A 16,785-nucleotide genomic window follows, 5' to 3' on the forward strand; every position below is an offset into this window, starting at 1 on the left:
CCTTACGCTTATTGTAAAAGATTGTCATGTGAATGTTCGAGAATGCAAATCGTGTAGGCTTTTAATGGTTATCTTGGGGCTAAAATACCTTCACGTTTTTTTAACCACCTAGTTATAAGTTAAATGATTTTTTGTGTTATACAACACCGCTAACTATGCCTGAACAGTAAAAAGGCATACGTTATACCGGCGCCTATAGTTTTCTTTTTTTTATGAAGACCTGTTATGATAAGACATATCCCGCGTATAGGATTCACTGCCCTAAACAATAGCACCTCTAAAGCAGCCAACGGGTTTTCTTTTCATACGTGTTACACTAACTAACAGGGTTACTCACGCTATCTGTGTTTCGGTTCCAAGAACGTTGTATGTGCAAATTAACACACTCCACTGTAAAAAATACCGCAGTGAGCAGGAAATTTTGGGCATTCCCCTACAACTCTCATGTTAGTTTTGTTGACTTTCACCCCAAAAAGAATGGTTAGCAGCAGCTTATGCACCCCATAGCCCCTGCTAACCATCAATAACAAGTTATTAACAATAATGTTTACGCCTGCTTTTTACGCATTGCCCAGTAGTATAACGGAATACCCAATAAGATGATACCCAAACCAGGCAAGGTATAATTGGCTTCAAATACCAGCAGCAGCAAAGCCAGCGCCACAGCCACTATAATATACACCATAGGCAGCACCGGGTAGCCAAATGCTTTATAGGGGCGCGGTGCAGCCGGCTGCTTTTTACGCAGTATAAAAATACCCAGTATGGTAAGCACATAAAAGATCAGCACTCCGAATATCACCAGCGCCAGCAAATCGCCATAACGCCCGGTAAGGCATAGCAGCGATGCCCATAAACACTGAATCCATAGCCCTTTGGCGGGTACGCTGTAACGGTTCATTTCAGCGGCCTGTTTAAAGAACAGCCCATCCTGGGCCATGGTGTAATAAATACGGGCTCCTGAAAGTATTAACCCGTTATTACAGCCAAAGGTGGAGATCATGATCATTACCGCTATAATCTTGGATCCGCTGCTGCCAAATATGCTTTCCGCAGCAGCCACTCCTACGCGGTCGTTGGCGGCAAATGCAATGTCATGCAGGGGCAACACCGCCAGGTACATGAGGTTAGCGCTTACGTAAATAATAGTAACAATCAGGGTGCCCAGGAACAGGGAACGGCCAATGTTTTTTTGCGGGTTTTTGATCTCCGCTGCAATAAAGGTTACATTATTCCAGGCATCGCTGGAGAACAGGGAGCCTTTCATTGATACGGCAATAGCGCCCAGCACCGCCATACCGGTAAGCATGGTGGTAACGGTTTGGCCATCCACCTGCTGCATTGACATAGTAGCCCAGGCGTTTTCCCAGTTGGCGTTCCATATTTCCGCTTTGGCGCCAATAGCAAAACCAAACAGGATCAGCCCAAACAGCGATAGCAGCTTGGCCAGCGTAAACACGGTTTGTATGATCTTGCCATTACGTATGCCCCTGGTATTAATGTAAGTAAGCAGGATAATGGAAATCACCGCCACTACCTGCGCGGCGGATATTTTTACAAAACCCGCATCCAGTAGTATATGCTGTTCGCCAACGCCAGGTACCAGGTAGGCGGTAAACTTGGCAAAGGCCACGGCTACGGCAGCAATGGTGCCGGTTTGTATTACGCTGAACTGGGTCCAGCCAAACAGGAAGGCAACAAAAGGGTTATAGGCTTCGCGCAGGTAAACATACTGTCCGCCGGCGCGGGGGTACATGCCCGACAACTCGCCGTAGCTCACCGCCGCTATCATGGTTACAATACCGGCCAGCACCCACATTACGGTGAACCAGCCGGCAGATCCCACGCTGCGCGCTATTTCGGCAGATACCAAAAAAATGCCGGATCCAATCATGGAACCGGCAACTATCATAGTGGCATCCAGTAAGCTTAAGCTGGGCTTGAAAGATGCTTGTTGATTTTCACTCATACGGGATAATGAATAATTAAGAATGAATAATTAATAATTAAGGCCTCATGCACTCAATACACCTATAGTCAAATTTATTAATTATTAATTCTTAATTTTTAATTATTCATTAGTTTTTGCGTCGCTGGCTTTGTTCAGCCCTTCAATTACCGGGGCGGTAATGTCCAGGGCTTCATCCTTGTAAAGGATATTGCTGGCGCCTGCACGGTACGAGAAAATGAATGAGTATTTTTTGTCTGCATTAAAGGTTTTCAGAAAGTTGTCCAGCCGCTTTTGCAGGTCTTCGTTAAACTTGGCTTCCTGCTCCATATATTGCTGGGAAAGGTTCTGGCGTTTAGCCTCCAGCTGCTGCTGCTTTTCCATAAGGGAGCGTTGCGCAGCTTCGCCTTCAGATTGGGTGAGCTGGTTGGCATTGGCCCGGCGCTGAAAATCGGCTGCTTCGTTCTGCAGCGCGCGCACGTTGGCTTTCAGCTCATTATCAATGGCCTGCTGTCTTTTTTCCAGCTCTGCTTTTTTCTCTTTAAAGTATTCGTAACGGGCTTCCACGGAATCCAGGTCTACATAGGCTATCCGGAGGCCGCCATCGCCTGCTTTGCCGGCGTTGGCAGCGGTTGAGGCAGCGGTGTTATTTGCATTATTTGCAGTTTTTCCACTTTGTCCGCAAGCCGCAAATAAGCCGGTCACTAAAATAATAAGGCATCCGTTTTTCACTGTTTGTTGAACATTACGCATGTCGATAAATGGATTTTTTGAACTCCGATGAAACTTTTGGTTTTAGTATGAAGGGCTAAAATAAGCTAAAAAGCAGAGTTCTTTCGTTTATTTAACTTTTTATTAAGGCGTTAGTTATTCTGGAATGTCCACATTTTAAAAGTGGCATCGTTAGCATTGCCGGTCGTTACGAGGGTATATACCTTTCCGGAGTCCAGCTTCATCTGCGCGGTTTGCAGCACCAGGGAGGAATCGCGGAAATTAAAGTTCACCTTGTAGCTGGTAGCCAGTATTTCCCGTACATCCGTAATATTGGCAAAGCCCACGGACCGGTACACGAGTAAAGAGTCCCGGTCCGCGTAATCAAAATAAAAATCAAGGGCCAGCGGTTGCGTGCGGGTGCTGTTAGGCACTTTTACATAAGTATCGCACAGGTTAATGTATTTAATGTGGGCATTACCAGGTCCGGTGGGCGGCGTAAGGTCGTCCTGGGTTACCAGCAGGCGCAGGGTGTCCAGGTGGTCTACTGTAAGGTAAGCGGAAAGATTGTAGCCGTTGCGCAACGTAAGCTCCCCTCCCATTATAGGCGTGCTGCTGCCGGCCGGGTATATGTAAAAGTTATGTTTCTCTGCGCGGAACTGTTTGTAGGCGCCGGTGTTTTCCCCATATCCCAGGTTACTGCCCAGTGTAATGGTGTCCAGCTTAAAATCAAACCGGGCGTTGGCATCCGGCACCATCTGAAAAACGCGTACACCGGAATGTGTGTCCGGCAGGTCTGAGTCACTGTCTTTGCTACAGGCTACGGCCACTGCCAACAGGCATATGATCAGCGCCGGGCGTATCCATTTTTTCATCTGTTAATTTCATTTTTCCAGCAGCCAGTACCTGTCCTGATGCTTCGGGATGGAACTTACTCCCGGCTTGCCGGGACAGGCTACGACGTTTCATTCGTAATAACCGTCCTGAACGCAAAGTAACACGTTTTAATGCAATTACCACTAACAAAAAAAGTCCCGCCTGTTACAGCGGGACTTTCCTTTTTTATACCGTATGCGTTTATTCTTCTTCGTCGAACTGGAACACCTCTTTGGAAGATGACAGTATATCGTATTCTTCTTTGGAGCCTACGATCATGTTTTCAAACTCGCGTAAACCGGTACCGGCCGGGATCAGGTGACCTGTGATCACGTTCTCTTTCAGGCCAAGCATATCATCTGTTTTACCGTTGATGGCTGCAGATGACAGTACTTTGGTTGTTTCCTGGAAGGACGCGGCAGAGATCCAGCTGTGTGTACCCAGCGACGCTTTGGTAATACCCAGCAGCAGCGGGCTGGAGGTAGCCGGATTGGCATCGCGGTATTCTACCAGCTTTTTGTCTGCACGGCGCAGCAGCGAGTTTTCTTCCCGCACCTGGCGCAGGGTTACAATCTGGCCTGCTTTCAGGTTGGCAGATTCGCCTGCTTCGGTTACTACTTTCTTGTCGAAAATATTATCGTTCTCTTCAAAGAATTCAAACTTGTCAGTGGTATCACCTTCCAGGAAGCGGGTATCTCCCGGATCCTCAATGGTTACCTTACGCATCATCTGGCGAACGATCACCTCAATATGCTTGTCGTTGATCTTCACACCCTGTAAACGATACACTTCCTGTATTTCGTTCACCAGGTATTCCTGTACGGCAAACGGACCTTTGATGGAAAGGATGTCGGCCGGGGTAATGGAACCGTCGGAAAGGGCGGTGCCTGCCTTCACAAAGTCGCCGTCCTGTACCAGGATGTGGCGGGTTAAAGGCACCAGGTATTTTTTCACCTGGCTTTCGCGGCTTTCGATCACGATTTCACGGTTACCACGTTTAATGTTACCGAAGGTTACCACACCATCTATTTCAGATACAATGGCAGGGTTGCTCGGGTTACGGGCTTCAAACAGCTCGGTTACACGCGGCAAACCACCGGTAATATCACGCAGCTTACCCAGCACGCGCGGTATCTTTACAATTACCTGGCCGGCCCTTACGGTTTCACCCTCATCAATTACAATGTGGGAGCCTACCGGCAGGTTGTAAGATTTAACCTCTTTATTACCTTCTATTATGATAGACGGGATCTTGTTCTTATCCTTGGTTTCAATTACCACTTTCTCGCGGTGACCGGTTTGCTCGTCAGCTTCTTCACGGAAGGTGATACCTTCTATAATGCTGTCGAAACGCACGGAACCGGCAATTTCGGACACGATAACGGCGTTGAACGGGTCCCAGGTGCAGATCACATCTCCCTTCACTACCTTTTGCCCGTCTTTTACCAGCAGGGTAGAACCATAAGGGATGTTGTTGGTGATCAGCAGGCGGTCGTTCTTCACGTCCATGATACGCAGCTCACCGGTACGGCCAATAACCACCTGTACCTTTTCACCTTCGTTGTTTTCGTAGGTGGTGGTACGCAGGCCATCGAATTGTACGGTACCGTCAAACTTGGCTGTCAGCGCAGACTCTACGGAGGTAGAGCCGGCCACACCACCCACGTGGAAGGTACGCAGTGTAAGCTGTGTACCCGGTTCACCGATGGACTGGGCGGCAATGATACCTACGGCATCACCACGCTGGGCCAGGTAACCAGTGGCCAGGTTTTTACCGTAACATTTCACGCACACGCCCCTGCGGCTTTCGCAGGTAAGCACAGAGCGGATCTCTACGGTTTCTATGGCGCTTTCTTCTATACGGTGTGCAATATCTTCCGTGATCTCTTCGCCGGCAGCTACGATCAGCTCATCGCTGTGCGGGTCAAATACGTCGTGCAGGGAAGTTCTGCCCAGGATGCGGTCAAACAGCGGTTCTACCACTTCTTCGTTATCCTTCAGGGCAGTGGTGGCAATCCCACGCAGGGTACCGCAATCCTCCTCCGTGATCACTACGTCTTGCGCCACGTCTACCAAACGGCGGGTGAGGTAACCGGCATCCGCAGTTTTCAACGCGGTATCTGCCAGACCTTTACGTGCACCGTGCGTAGAGATGAAGTATTCCAATACGTTCAGACCATCTTTAAAGTTAGACAGGATGGGGTTTTCAATGATCTCAGAGCCGGTAGAGCCACTCTTACGCGGCTTGGCCATCAATCCTCTCAAACCTGCCAGCTGCTTGATCTGCTGCTTGGAACCACGGGCGCCGGAGTCCAGCATCATGTACACAGAGTTAAAGCCCTGCTTATCTGTTGCCAGCTCGCGTATCAGCGTTTCCGTTACCTTGGTGTCCACGCGTGACCATATATCAATGATCTGGTTATAACGTTCGTTGTTGGTGATCAGACCCATGTTGTAGTTATCCCACACTTCATCCACTTCGGAGGCAGCGCCGTCGATCATGTGCTGCTTCACTTCAGGGATAATAAGGTCATTGATGTTGAACGACAAACCACCGCGGAATGCCGTACGGAAGCCCAGCTGCTTAATATCATCCAGGAACTTGGCCGTTTTCGGTATATCGGTGTATTTGATAATGTCGCCAATGATCTCACGCAGGGATTTCTTGGTCAGCAGGGCATTTACATAACCGGCTTCCTTGGGTACAAACTGGTTAAAGATCACACGGCCTACCGTGGTTTCTATCAGCTTGTTTTCCAGCTCGCCCTTGTTATTACGCACCATCGCTTTTACGCGGATGTGCGCATGCAGGTCTGCCTTGCCTTCGTTGTGAGCTATGATCACTTCCTCGGCAGAATAAAATGCGCGGCCTTCGCCTGCCACTTTCTCTGTTTCGGTAGATTTTCTGCCCTTGGTAATATAGTACAGCCCCAACACCATGTCCTGCGACGGCAGCGTGATAGGCGTACCGTTCTGCGGGTTCAGAATGTTGTGGGATGACAGCATCAGCAGCTGTGCTTCCAGTATGGCAGCGTTGCTCAAAGGCACGTGTACCGCCATCTGGTCACCGTCAAAGTCGGCGTTGAACGCGCTACATACCAGCGGGTGCAGCTGTATAGCCTTACCTTCCACCAGCTTGGGCTGGAAGGCCTGGATAGACAGGCGGTGCAGCGTGGGGGCGCGGTTCAGCATTACCGGGTGACCTTTCAGCACGTTTTCCAGGATGTCCCAAACCACGGCTTCCTTACGGTCAACCAGCTTTTTAGCTGATTTAACGGTTTTAACAATACCTCTTTCTATCAGCTTGCGGATGATGAACGGTTTAAACAGCTCGGCCGCCATATCCTTGGGCAAACCACACTCGTGCAGCTTCAGCTCGGGGCCTACCACAATAACGGAACGGCCGGAGTAGTCCACACGTTTACCTAACAGGTTCTGACGGAAGCGGCCCTGCTTGCCTTTCAGCACATCGGAGAGCGATTTCAGGGCGCGGCCGCCTTCTGCCTTCACCGCGTTGGATTTGCGGGAGTTATCGAACAGGGAGTCTACGGCTTCCTGCAGCATACGTTTTTCGTTACGCAGGATCACCTCAGGCGCCTTGATCTCTATCAGTCTTTTCAGACGGTTGTTACGGATAATTACCCGGCGGTACAGGTCGTTCAGATCAGATGATGCAAAACGGCCGCCATCCAGGGGCACCAGGGGGCGCAGCTCCGGCGGAACAACAGGGATGTACTGCATCACCATCCATTCCGGGCGGTTTTCTACGCGGCCGTTGGCATCGCGGAAAGCTTCCACTACGCTCAAACGTTTCAGGGCCTCTGCCTTACGTTGCTGTGAAGTTTCAGTAGCAGCCTGGTTACGCAGCTGATAGGAAAGGCCGTCCAGGTCAATGCGGGCCAGCATCATTTCTATCGCTTCCGCACCCATGCGGGCAATAAACTTGTTGGGATCTTCATCCGGCAACAGCTGGTTGTCCTTGGGCAGGGTGTCCAGTATATCCAGGTATTCTTCTTCAGTCAGCAGGTCGCCGTAGTTCATGCCTTTTTCCTGCTTGGCGCCCGGTTGTATTACCACGTACCTTTCATAGTATACAATGGTTTCCAGCTTTTTGGACGACATACCCAGCAGGTAGCCTATTTTATTAGGCAGGGATTTGAAGTACCATATATGCACAACGGGCACCACCAGGCGGATGTGGCCCATTCTCTCACGGCGTACTTTCTTTTCCGTTACTTCCACACCACAGCGGTCGCACACAATACCCTTATAACGGATACGCTTATATTTTCCGCAATAGCATTCATAGTCCTTTACAGGGCCAAATATCCTTTCACAGAAAAGACCATCACGCTCCGGCTTGTATGTACGGTAGTTGATGGTTTCCGGTTTCAGCACTTCGCCATAAGAGCGCTCCAGGATAGCATCCGGGGAGGCCAGGCTTATGGTAATGCTGCTAAAATTAGATTTAGGACGATTTTCTTTCTTAATGGCCATCTTTATTTAGCTTTTAGCTGTTAGCCTTTAGCTGTTGGCTATTGGCGCAAATTTTTTTCCGAAAGTATCAAGATGCTACTGGCTGCCGGCATTCACCGGCAGCCAATAGCTAAAAGCTTTATTCAAACTTCAGGTCCAGACCCAGACCGCGCAGCTCATGGATCAATACGTTGAAGGACTCGGGCACACCGGCTTTCGGTATGTTATCGCCCTTCACAATGGCTTCGTAAGCTTTTGCACGGCCTACAATGTCATCGGACTTGATGGTAAGCAGCTCCTGCAGGATGTTGGATGCACCGTATGCTTCCAGCGCCCACACTTCCATTTCACCAAAACGCTGACCACCAAACTGCGCCTTACCACCCAGCGGCTGCTGTGTAATGAGGCTGTACGGGCCAATGGAACGGGCGTGCATTTTATCATCAACCATGTGGCTCAGTTTCAGCATGTATATCACGCCTACGGTAGCTTTCTGGTGGAAGCGCTCGCCGGTTTCACCGTCGTGCAGGTAAGTATGGCCAAAGCTCGGTAACCCGGCTTTTCCAATATAGTCGGCAATTTCCTCTGTAGTGGCGCCGTCAAAGATGGGGGTGGCAAAGCGCACGCCCAGCTTCAGGCCGGCCCAGCCCAGTACGGTTTCGTATATCTGGCCCAGGTTCATACGGGAAGGTACGCCCAGCGGGTTCAGTACAATATCAACCGGTGTACCGTCGTCCAGGAAAGGCATGTCTTCATCACGCACAATCTTGGCTACAATACCCTTGTTACCATGGCGGCCCGCCATTTTATCACCCACTTTCAGCTTACGCTTGCTGGCCAGGTACACCTTTGCCAGTTTCAGCACGCCTGCCGGCAGCTCATCACCAATGGAAATGTTGAACTTCTCGCGCTTGTAGCGGCCCAGCTCTTCATTGTACTTGATGTTGTAGTTATGCAGCAGCATGTTGATCTGGTCATTGGTCGTGTCGTCCGTGGTCCAGCCCAGCGGGTTCACGTTCTGGAAATCTACATTGGCCAGGTTCTTCTGGGAGAACTTGGAGCCTTTGGAGATCAGCACCTCACCGTAGGTGTTGGTAATGCCGGCAGATGTTTTATCCTTCAGCAGCACCAGCAGCTTGCTCATCAGCACTTCCAGCAGGTCTTCCTCATTCTTCTGGTGTACTTTTTCCAGTTTTTCCAGGGCCGCTTTTTCGCGGGTCTTGGAGTTCTTATCTTTTTTGGCGCGGCTGAACAGTTTTTTGTCAATTACCACACCTTCTGTGCTCGGGGGCGCTTTCAGGGAAGCGTCTTTCGCATCAGATGCCTTGTCGCCGAATATGGCGCGCAGCAGTTTTTCTTCCGGTGACGGGTCCGACTCACCGCGGGGGGTGATCTTACCAATCAGGATGTCGCCTTCTTTAATATGGGCGCCTACGCGGATAATACCGTTCTGATCCAGGTCTTTGGTAGCTTCTTCGCTCACGTTCGGAATATCCGGCGTCAGCTCTTCCTCACCCAGCTTGGTATCGCGTACTTCCAGCTCATATTCGTCGATATGGATGGAAGTGAACAGGTCTTCGCGTGCCACGCGCTCGGAGATCACGATGGCATCCTCAAAGTTGTAACCTTTCCAGGGCATGAAAGCCACTTTCAGGTTACGGCCCAGGGCCAGCTCACCACCACGGGTAGCATAGCCTTCGGTCAGGAAGTCGCCTTCTTCCAGGCGCTGTCCTTTCTTAACGCAGGGGCGCAGGTTGATACAGGTGCTCTGGTTGGTTTTAACGAACTTGGTAAGACGGTATATTTTCAGATCGTCTTCAAAGCTCACCAGCTTCTGCATCTCATCACGCTCGTAGCGTACATGTATTTCGTTGGCATCTACAAACTCTACCACGCCTTTGCCTTCTGCAGTGATCTGCAGGCGGCTGTCGCGGGCTGCTTTTGCTTCAAGGCCGGTACCTACAATGGGTACTTCCGGCGCAATCAGCGGTACGGCCTGGCGTTGCATGTTGGATCCCATCAATGCACGGTTGGCATCATCATGTTCCAGGAAGGGGATCAGGGAGGCGCTCAAACCCACGATCTGGTTCGGCGCAACGTCCATATATTCTACCTCTTCCCTGTCCAGGATGGGGAAATCACCGGTTTCGCGGGATTTTACCTTATCATTTACAAAGTTGCCTTTCTCATCCAGCTGTGCGTTGGCCTGGGCTATCTTCACGGTATCTTCCTCTTCAGCGCTCAGGAACTCAACTTTGTTCATTTCTACCTTGCCACCCTGCACTTTGCGGTACGGGGTTTCAATAAAGCCCATATCATTTACCTTGGCGTGTACGCACAGGGTAGAGATAAGGCCGATGTTCGGGCCTTCCGGTGTTTCAATGGTACACAGGCGGCCGTAGTGGCTGTAGTGTACGTCGCGCACCTCAAAGCCCGCTCTTTCACGGCTCAAACCGCCGGGGCCCAGCGCAGAGATACGGCGTTTATGCGTGATCTCGGACAGTGGGTTGGTCTGGTCCAGGAACTGTGACAGCTGGGAGGTACCAAAGAAAGAGTTGATCACGGAAGAAAGGGTTCTTGCATTGATCAGGTCTACCGGGGTAAACACCTCGTTGTCGCGCACGTTCATACGTTCGCGGATGGTACGGGCCATACGGGCCAAACCAACGCCGAACTGGGCGTACAGCTGTTCGCCTACGGTACGTACACGGCGGTTGCTCAGGTGGTCAATATCGTCTATCTCCGCTTTACCGTTGGTTAGCTGTACCAGGTATTTGATGATGGCGATAATGTCCTCTTTGGTGAGCACCTTCATATCCAGGCTGGTAGCCAGGCCAAGCTTACGGTTGATTTTGTAGCGGCCTACATCGCCCAGGTCGTAACGTTTATCGGAGAAGAATAATTTATCAATGATACCCCTTGCGGTTTCGTCGTCCGGCGCATCGGCACCGCGCAGCTGGCGGTAGATGTGCTGAACGGCTTCCAGCTCGGAGTTAGATGTGTCCTTATTTAATGTATTGTAGATAATGGAGAAATCGCCGCTTACCTCTTCCTTCTGCACAAACACGCTTTTCACACCCATATCCACAATGGTTTCAATATTGGCTTCATCCAGGATGCTATCGCGCTCCAGCATGATCTCGTTACGCTCAATACTTACTACCTCACCGGTGTCTTCATCCACAAAGTCTTCTACCCAGCTTCTTAACACACGGGCAGCCAGCTTTTTGCCGGCATATTTATCAAGACTTTTCTTGTCTGCTTTAACCTCATCCGCCATGCCAAACAGCTGCAGGATGTCTTTATCTGTTTCGTAGCCGATGGCACGTAACAGGGTGGTAACCGGGAATTTCTTCTTACGGTCTATATAGGCGTACATCACGTTGTTGATGTCCGTTGCAAACTCCATCCAGGCGCCCTTGAAGGGGATCACCCTGGCAGAGTATATTTTGGTGCCGTTGGGGTGTATGGATTGTCCGAAGAATACACCCGGGGAACGGTGGAGCTGTGATACTACCACGCGCTCGGCGCCGTTAATTACAAAAGTACCTCTGGGGGTCATGTAGGGAATGTTTCCTAAGAACACATCCTGTACAATGGTTTGGAAGTCTACGTGCTCCTCATCGTTACAGCTCAGGCGCAGCTTGGCCTTCAGCGGTACGGAGTAGGTAAGCCCTCTTTCAATACACTCTTCTATAGTGTAACGCGGCGGATCTACGAAGTAGTCCAGGAACTCCAGGTTGAAGATATTGCGGGTATCTGTAATCGGGAAGTTTTCCTTGAATACTTTGAAAAGGCCTTCGTTATTCCGCTTGTCTGGTGTGGTTTCTAACTGGAAGAAATCCTTGAAAGATTGAATTTGGATAGCCAACAGATCCGGTGTTTCGGTTACTTGTTTGATCTTTCCAAAATTAACTCTTTCGTTTGCTTGGGCTTGTTTTAAAGACATATTCGAAGTTAGCAGTTATATGACTTGTATAAATTGTGAGCTAAAATTCACAACGTAAATCCTTGAAGTTAAGATTTCTTCGTCAATATACCATCAAAAGGTGCTAAAAAAGACAACTTTCCCAAAGGGATAAAGGCCAAAAGTGCCGGAAGCACTTTTGACCTTAAAAGAGGTATACTAAGCAAAGAATTACTGAATCTCAACGTCAGCGCCTGCTTCAGTCAGCTTAGCTTTCAGATCTTCTGCTTCAGCCTTGCTAACGCCTTCCTTAACTGGTTTCGGTGCACCGTCTACCAGTTCTTTGGCTTCTTTCAGGCCCAGACCGGTCAGATCTTTCACGATCTTAACCACATTCAGCTTGCTGGCGCCAGCAGCTTTCAGGATAACGTTGAAGGAAGTTTTTTCTTCAGCAGCAGCAGCGCCACCGCCACCATCGCCGGAAACAACTACTGCAGCAGCAGCAGGTTCAATACCGTACTCGGTTTTCAGTACGTCAGCCAGTTCTTGTACTTCCTTAACAGTTAAGCCTACTAATTGTTCGGCCAATGCTTTTACGTCTGCCATTTTGTATAATGTTTTTAAATAATTTTTTAAATGTTGTTTTACACTGAGTGTTTATATAGTGACTTGGAAGCCGGAATTGATGTGCACATTATTCTGCCGGTGCGCCTGCTTCTTCCTTCTTTGCTTTTTCCAGCAAAGCAGAAATTACGCGGCTGGCGGGAGATTGCAGCAGGCCAATAACTTCGCCGATAAGCTCGTTCTTGGTCTTGATTTTCACCAGGTTAGCCAGCTGGCTGTCGCCGCTGTAGATCTCTTCGCCTACAAATGCGGCTTTCAGCACAGGCTTGTCGCCATTGCTCTCCTTGCGGAAGGTAGAGATGATAACGGCCGGATCTTTCGGGCTGTCGGAGAACAGCAGGGCGGTAACCCCGTTCAGGGCGTCGTACACACCGCTGTACTTCTCGTTATCCAGTGACTCCAGGGCTTTGCGGATGAGGGTGTTCTTAGCCACCTTCATTTCCACCTGCTTGTCAAAGCATACCCTTCTTAACTTGTTCACCTGCTCTACGGTCAGCGACTCGGTATTGGTGATGTAGAAGTTGTTATATTGAGCGAACTTGCCTTTCAGCAGTTCAATTGCTTCATTCTTTTGATCTTTGTTCATTGCTTTTTGGTTTGCACCCGTCAGGGAACGGATTAGATTTGAACAGATTTAGTATCTATGATGATGCCCGGGCTCATGGTGCTGGCCATAGACAACCCTTTCAGGTAAGTACCCTTAGCAGTGGACGGTTTCAGCTTTACGATGGCATTGATCAGCTCCTGGGAGTTTTGCTCAATTTTTTCCGGTGCAAAGGAAACACGGCCTATAGAAGCGTGGATGATACCAGCTTTATCTACCTTAAAGGTGATTTTACCACCCTTTACCTCGTTTACAGCAGCAGCTACATCATTGGTAACGGTGCCGGTTTTCGGGTTGGGCATCAGGTTGCGGGGGCCCAGGATTTTACCCAGCTTACCGATCTTAGGCATTACAGACGGGGTAGCAACAATTACGTCTATATCCGTCCAGCCGGCTTCGATCTTCTGGATAAATTCATCTAAACCTACATGATCAGCGCCGGCATTTTTAGCGTCGGCTTCTTTGTCCGGGGTGCAAAGCACCAGCACCCTTTTTGTTTTACCGGTTCCGTGGGGAAGCGTTACAGAACCACGGATTGCCTGGTCAGCTTTCTTAGGATCAACGCCTAAGCGGATATGCAGATCGACAGAGCTGTCGAACTTGGTACAGTTAATATCTTTTACAAGGGCAGAAGCATCCTTCAGTGTGTACACTTTGTTTTTGTCCACCTTTGCTTCAGCCGCTTTTCTTTTTTTAGTTGCCATTTGTCAATAAGTTTGAAAGATTATCCCGCTTGCGGGAGTTGACTGAATTAGTTTTCCCAGGGAGCTTTACCCTCTACGGTGATACCCATACTGCGTGCAGTACCGGCTACCATGGTCATAGCGCTTTCCAGCTTAAAGCAGTTCAGGTCGGCCATTTTATCTTTGGCAATTGCCTCGATCTGTGACCAGTCAACTTTACCTACTTTGTTACGGTTAGGCTCTTTGGAACCACTCTGCAACTTGGCAGCTTCCATTAATTGTACGGCTGCGGGCGGCGTTTTAATTACGAAGTCAAAGGATTTGTCGGTGTACACGGTCAGCAATACAGGCAGCACCTTTCCCATTTTATCCTGGGTACGGGCATTGAACTGCTTGCAGAACTCCATGATATTCACACCCTTGGAACCTAAGGCAGGTCCGATTGGAGGTGCAGGGTTGGCTTGGCCGCCTTTAACCTGCAATTTCACGTACGTTGCAATCTCTTTTGCCATAAATGTGTGTTTTAATTTGGTGAAAACGTTCCGCGCAGTGCGAAACTCCCAAACTAAAAGGTGTTAAAATTTAACCTTTTAATTAAATTTTGCCTTTTAAAGGGGATGCAAAGGTAGCTAATATAATTATTATGGCAAAAAGTTTTTGAAGTTAGGCACTCTTTTTGCGTACGATAAAAATTTTTTACAATTCTATTGCAATTCGCCACTTTTTGCCCTTGTTAGAAAATTTTTGCTGAGAGAGAAGAATTTGAAACGGCGCGCGGTAAATACCCCATCGCAGTGCCCAATGGAAAGCAAATTTAAGCATAATTTCCGGTTTTCCCCTGTTTCTAATCCTGCTGGCCTGGTTTTCAGCTACCTGGTGCATTTTCCATTTTTGGTCTTTGCAGGTAATCCTAATATACAGCACCTTACAAAGCACCATACCTTACAGTAAAGCGCGGGGCGTAACCGGGTAAATTTAGGGCTGCTGCGCCTGATTTTCAGTACCTTTAAGTAAATACCCCTTTTATGAAATATCTGTTGTTAACAGCCACCCTGCTGGCCCTGCTGCTTTCCCATCCGGCACAGGCACAATCCGCAGACGAACAGGCTGCCCAAAAAGCATGGATGGATTACATGACTCCCGGCGACATGCATAAAATGCTGGCCAAATCAGACGGTGAATGGACCTTTGCCATGACCTCCTGGATGTCGCCCAATTCCGAACCCATGAAAAGCACCGGCAGCACGGTGAACCACATGATCCTGGGCGGCCGCTACCAGGAATCCCGCCATACCGGCAATATCATGGATATGCCGTTTGAAGGGATCGGCACCCTGGGCTACGACAATGCCAAAAAGGTATTTGTAAGCTCCTGGGTAGACAATATGGGTACGGGCATTATGCACATGGAAGGCCAATGGGACGAAGCCAGCCAGGCTATTAATTTTACCGGTAAAGCCTTTGACCCCATTACCGGCAAAGATTATGACGTGAAGGAAGTTTTTAAATGGGTAGATGATAATACCCAGCAAATGGAAATGTACACCGTTGTGGACGGCAAGGAAGTGAAGAACATGGAAATTACATTTACGCGGAAGTAGCCTGCGCGGCAGCCTCGCTTATCCTGGCGGATAAGCGAGGCTGGGTTATATCAGACCTTTATTGACTTTAATAGGTTAAACTGCAAATCTTCCCATTACCGGCTTTTCATAATCAACTTCAAATGCTCATATTTCTTTGGAAATCTTTCCTTAAAAATTTCCACGGCCGCGGGGGTTAACCGCTTCTCTTCAAAAGCCCAGGATAATAGGTACTCCGAAGTACTTTTATTAGCATCTATCCCTAAAGGCAACAGTTGGTCTACATCTAGCAATCCAGAATCATTCTTCAAATACATTTTAGCCCATGTTATTATAGGTACTTCTGTCCACTCCATTCCAGCAGGCAGCTTTTTAAATATCCCTTTATCTGCCGCCAGCGCAAGTAAAATCGCCTCACTCACCTTCTCGTGCCGCATGTACTGCTGCAAAAATTGATGCGCTATGTTTTTCCGGCGAAATTCAACAATAGCAGACACCAGGTCAGACGGCTTTTTAACCAGATCCGTAATGGTGGTACTAATAAAGTATTGCGATGCAGGCCCATAATCATCCTGAGCATTTTCATTTAACAATGCTTCCTGCAAAGTTTTAGAAAACTCCTTTTCAAAAGCCCATAATGCAAGCATCTTATCTTTCCCGCCCTGCATCACTAACAACCGTTCTTTAGGGGATGTACTTAATAATTGCAGTATTTTGTTATACATTGTTCTGCACATTATAACGCTGCATTCCGCACGACGCTGTTATTCATTAAAAATGCCATATTTTTTTTCTGCAGGGTGAGCCTTTCGCTGCTCGTTAAAAATGTTGATAGCTTCCTCCAATGTTTTCCTGTTTACGCTACTATAATGACCAGGATCTGTATTGCCGTCATCCTCCCACTTGCAAACCCTGCAAATCTCGTACTCCCCTTTTGTTTTAAGCGTTTTAAACCCGCAACACGGACACTTATATAAATTTTCTTCCTCTCCCTCTACCTTTACCGCTGCCCTAACCACTCTCTCAATTTCACGCTCCAGGAAAATATTTTTCACTCCAATGCTGATCTCCTTATAATAGGCTAAAATATGTTCATTATAAGCTGCAGCAGCTACCTCGCTTTCATCAAAGTCCTCTACCATATCCAAAAGAATATTTTCCCGTTCGTTATCTGTAAGGGACAGCAAATAATGTAATGATAATAATGTTAGTGCTTCTTGCCTTGTTAGCGTTATCATAACTTCATCTGTATAATGCCCATTCTATTTGCAGTATGCCTATACATGTTAGTGTCTTAGCTTTTCATCAGCAATTCACCGGTAAAAAACTTTTTCTGCAGGTCCAGTAATTCTGCCTTTCTCTTATTCACAAGCTCT

Annotated in this window: 12 protein-coding genes; 1 reads left to right on the forward strand and 11 read right to left on the reverse strand. The window is 48.5% G+C overall.

The features are described from left to right. Positions 1-547: 547 nt before the first annotated feature. The 9 genes from VFS25_RS09495 to rplK all read right to left on the reverse strand — a co-directional run bounded on the left by VFS25_RS09495 (position 548) and on the right by rplK (position 14,341). Positions 548-1,969 carry an APC family permease gene (locus VFS25_RS09495; protein ID WP_326461897.1) on the reverse strand — a complete coding sequence of 474 codons (1,422 nt, stop codon included), beginning with the start codon at positions 1,967-1,969 and terminating at the stop codon, positions 548-550. A 102-nt stretch (positions 1,970-2,071) separates the two neighbouring features. Continuing rightward, positions 2,072-2,701, reverse strand: a complete 630-nt coding sequence (locus VFS25_RS09500) for an OmpH family outer membrane protein (protein ID WP_326461898.1) — start codon at positions 2,699-2,701, stop codon at positions 2,072-2,074. A gap of 110 nt (positions 2,702-2,811) precedes the next feature. After that, positions 2,812-3,534: a DUF4397 domain-containing protein gene (locus VFS25_RS09505; protein WP_326461899.1), complete on the reverse strand. Its 723-nt coding sequence runs from the start codon at positions 3,532-3,534 to the stop codon at positions 2,812-2,814. Between the two features lie 202 nt (positions 3,535-3,736). After that, positions 3,737-8,032: a DNA-directed RNA polymerase subunit beta' gene (gene rpoC, locus VFS25_RS09510; protein ID WP_326461900.1), complete on the reverse strand. Its 4,296-nt coding sequence runs from the start codon at positions 8,030-8,032 to the stop codon at positions 3,737-3,739. Between the two features lie 118 nt (positions 8,033-8,150). Then, positions 8,151-11,960, reverse strand: coding sequence for a DNA-directed RNA polymerase subunit beta (rpoB, locus tag VFS25_RS09515; protein WP_326461901.1), 3,810 nt, complete (start codon positions 11,958-11,960; stop codon positions 8,151-8,153). 189 nt (positions 11,961-12,149) lie between these two features. Further along, positions 12,150-12,524 (reverse strand): 50S ribosomal protein L7/L12, encoded by a 375-nt coding sequence (gene rplL, locus VFS25_RS09520; RefSeq protein ID WP_326461902.1) that lies wholly within the window; start codon positions 12,522-12,524, stop codon positions 12,150-12,152. Positions 12,525-12,612: 88 nt separating this feature from the next. After that, positions 12,613-13,128, reverse strand: a complete 516-nt coding sequence (gene rplJ, locus VFS25_RS09525) for a 50S ribosomal protein L10 (protein ID WP_326461903.1) — start codon at positions 13,126-13,128, stop codon at positions 12,613-12,615. A gap of 32 nt (positions 13,129-13,160) precedes the next feature. Continuing rightward, the gene (gene rplA / locus VFS25_RS09530; protein WP_326461904.1) at positions 13,161-13,850 is read right to left on the reverse strand and encodes a 50S ribosomal protein L1; all 690 of its coding nucleotides are present in this window, start codon (positions 13,848-13,850) and stop codon (positions 13,161-13,163) included. Between the two features lie 47 nt (positions 13,851-13,897). Beyond that, positions 13,898-14,341 (reverse strand): 50S ribosomal protein L11, encoded by a 444-nt coding sequence (gene rplK / locus VFS25_RS09535; RefSeq protein WP_326461905.1) that lies wholly within the window; start codon positions 14,339-14,341, stop codon positions 13,898-13,900. A gap of 513 nt (positions 14,342-14,854) precedes the next feature. Here rplK and VFS25_RS09540 point away from each other — a divergent pair. Then, entirely contained in the window at positions 14,855-15,430 is a 576-nt protein-coding gene (locus VFS25_RS09540) for a DUF1579 domain-containing protein (RefSeq protein ID WP_326461906.1), read from the forward strand. A gap of 95 nt (positions 15,431-15,525) precedes the next feature. On the opposite strand, the gene VFS25_RS09545 is transcribed toward VFS25_RS09540, so the two are convergent. Both VFS25_RS09545 and VFS25_RS09550 read right to left on the reverse strand, forming a co-directional pair. After that, positions 15,526-16,134 carry a hypothetical protein gene (locus VFS25_RS09545; protein ID WP_326461907.1) on the reverse strand — a complete coding sequence of 203 codons (609 nt, stop codon included), beginning with the start codon at positions 16,132-16,134 and terminating at the stop codon, positions 15,526-15,528. 39 nt (positions 16,135-16,173) lie between these two features. Then, on the reverse strand, positions 16,174-16,647 hold the full coding sequence (locus tag VFS25_RS09550) for a CPCC family cysteine-rich protein (RefSeq protein ID WP_326461908.1): 474 nt from the start codon (positions 16,645-16,647) through the stop codon (positions 16,174-16,176). Between the last annotated feature and the right edge of the window lie 138 nt (positions 16,648-16,785).

The organism is Chitinophaga sp. (genome assembly GCF_035761305.1).
In the GTDB taxonomy this organism is placed as follows: Bacteria; Bacteroidota; Bacteroidia; order Chitinophagales; family Chitinophagaceae; genus Chitinophaga.

Excerpts from the sequence above, each read along its gene's own strand:
- VFS25_RS09495 (WP_326461897.1), bottom strand. The coding sequence starts at position 1,969 with ATGAGTGAAAATCAACAAGCATCTTTCAAGCCCAGCTTAAGCTTACTG.
- VFS25_RS09500 (WP_326461898.1), bottom strand. The coding sequence starts at position 2,701 with ATGCGTAATGTTCAACAAACAGTGAAAAACGGATGCCTTATTATTTTA.
- VFS25_RS09505 (WP_326461899.1), bottom strand. The coding sequence starts at position 3,534 with ATGAAAAAATGGATACGCCCGGCGCTGATCATATGCCTGTTGGCAGTG.
- rpoC (WP_326461900.1), bottom strand. The coding sequence starts at position 8,032 with ATGGCCATTAAGAAAGAAAATCGTCCTAAATCTAATTTTAGCAGCATT.
- rpoB (WP_326461901.1), bottom strand. The coding sequence starts at position 11,960 with ATGTCTTTAAAACAAGCCCAAGCAAACGAAAGAGTTAATTTTGGAAAG.
- rplL (WP_326461902.1), bottom strand. The coding sequence starts at position 12,524 with ATGGCAGACGTAAAAGCATTGGCCGAACAATTAGTAGGCTTAACTGTT.
- rplJ (WP_326461903.1), bottom strand. The coding sequence starts at position 13,128 with ATGAACAAAGATCAAAAGAATGAAGCAATTGAACTGCTGAAAGGCAAG.
- rplA (WP_326461904.1), bottom strand. The coding sequence starts at position 13,850 with ATGGCAACTAAAAAAAGAAAAGCGGCTGAAGCAAAGGTGGACAAAAAC.
- rplK (WP_326461905.1), bottom strand. The coding sequence starts at position 14,341 with ATGGCAAAAGAGATTGCAACGTACGTGAAATTGCAGGTTAAAGGCGGC.
- VFS25_RS09540 (WP_326461906.1), top strand. The coding sequence starts at position 14,855 with ATGAAATATCTGTTGTTAACAGCCACCCTGCTGGCCCTGCTGCTTTCC.
- VFS25_RS09545 (WP_326461907.1), bottom strand. The coding sequence starts at position 16,134 with ATGTATAACAAAATACTGCAATTATTAAGTACATCCCCTAAAGAACGG.
- VFS25_RS09550 (WP_326461908.1), bottom strand. The coding sequence starts at position 16,647 with ATGATAACGCTAACAAGGCAAGAAGCACTAACATTATTATCATTACAT.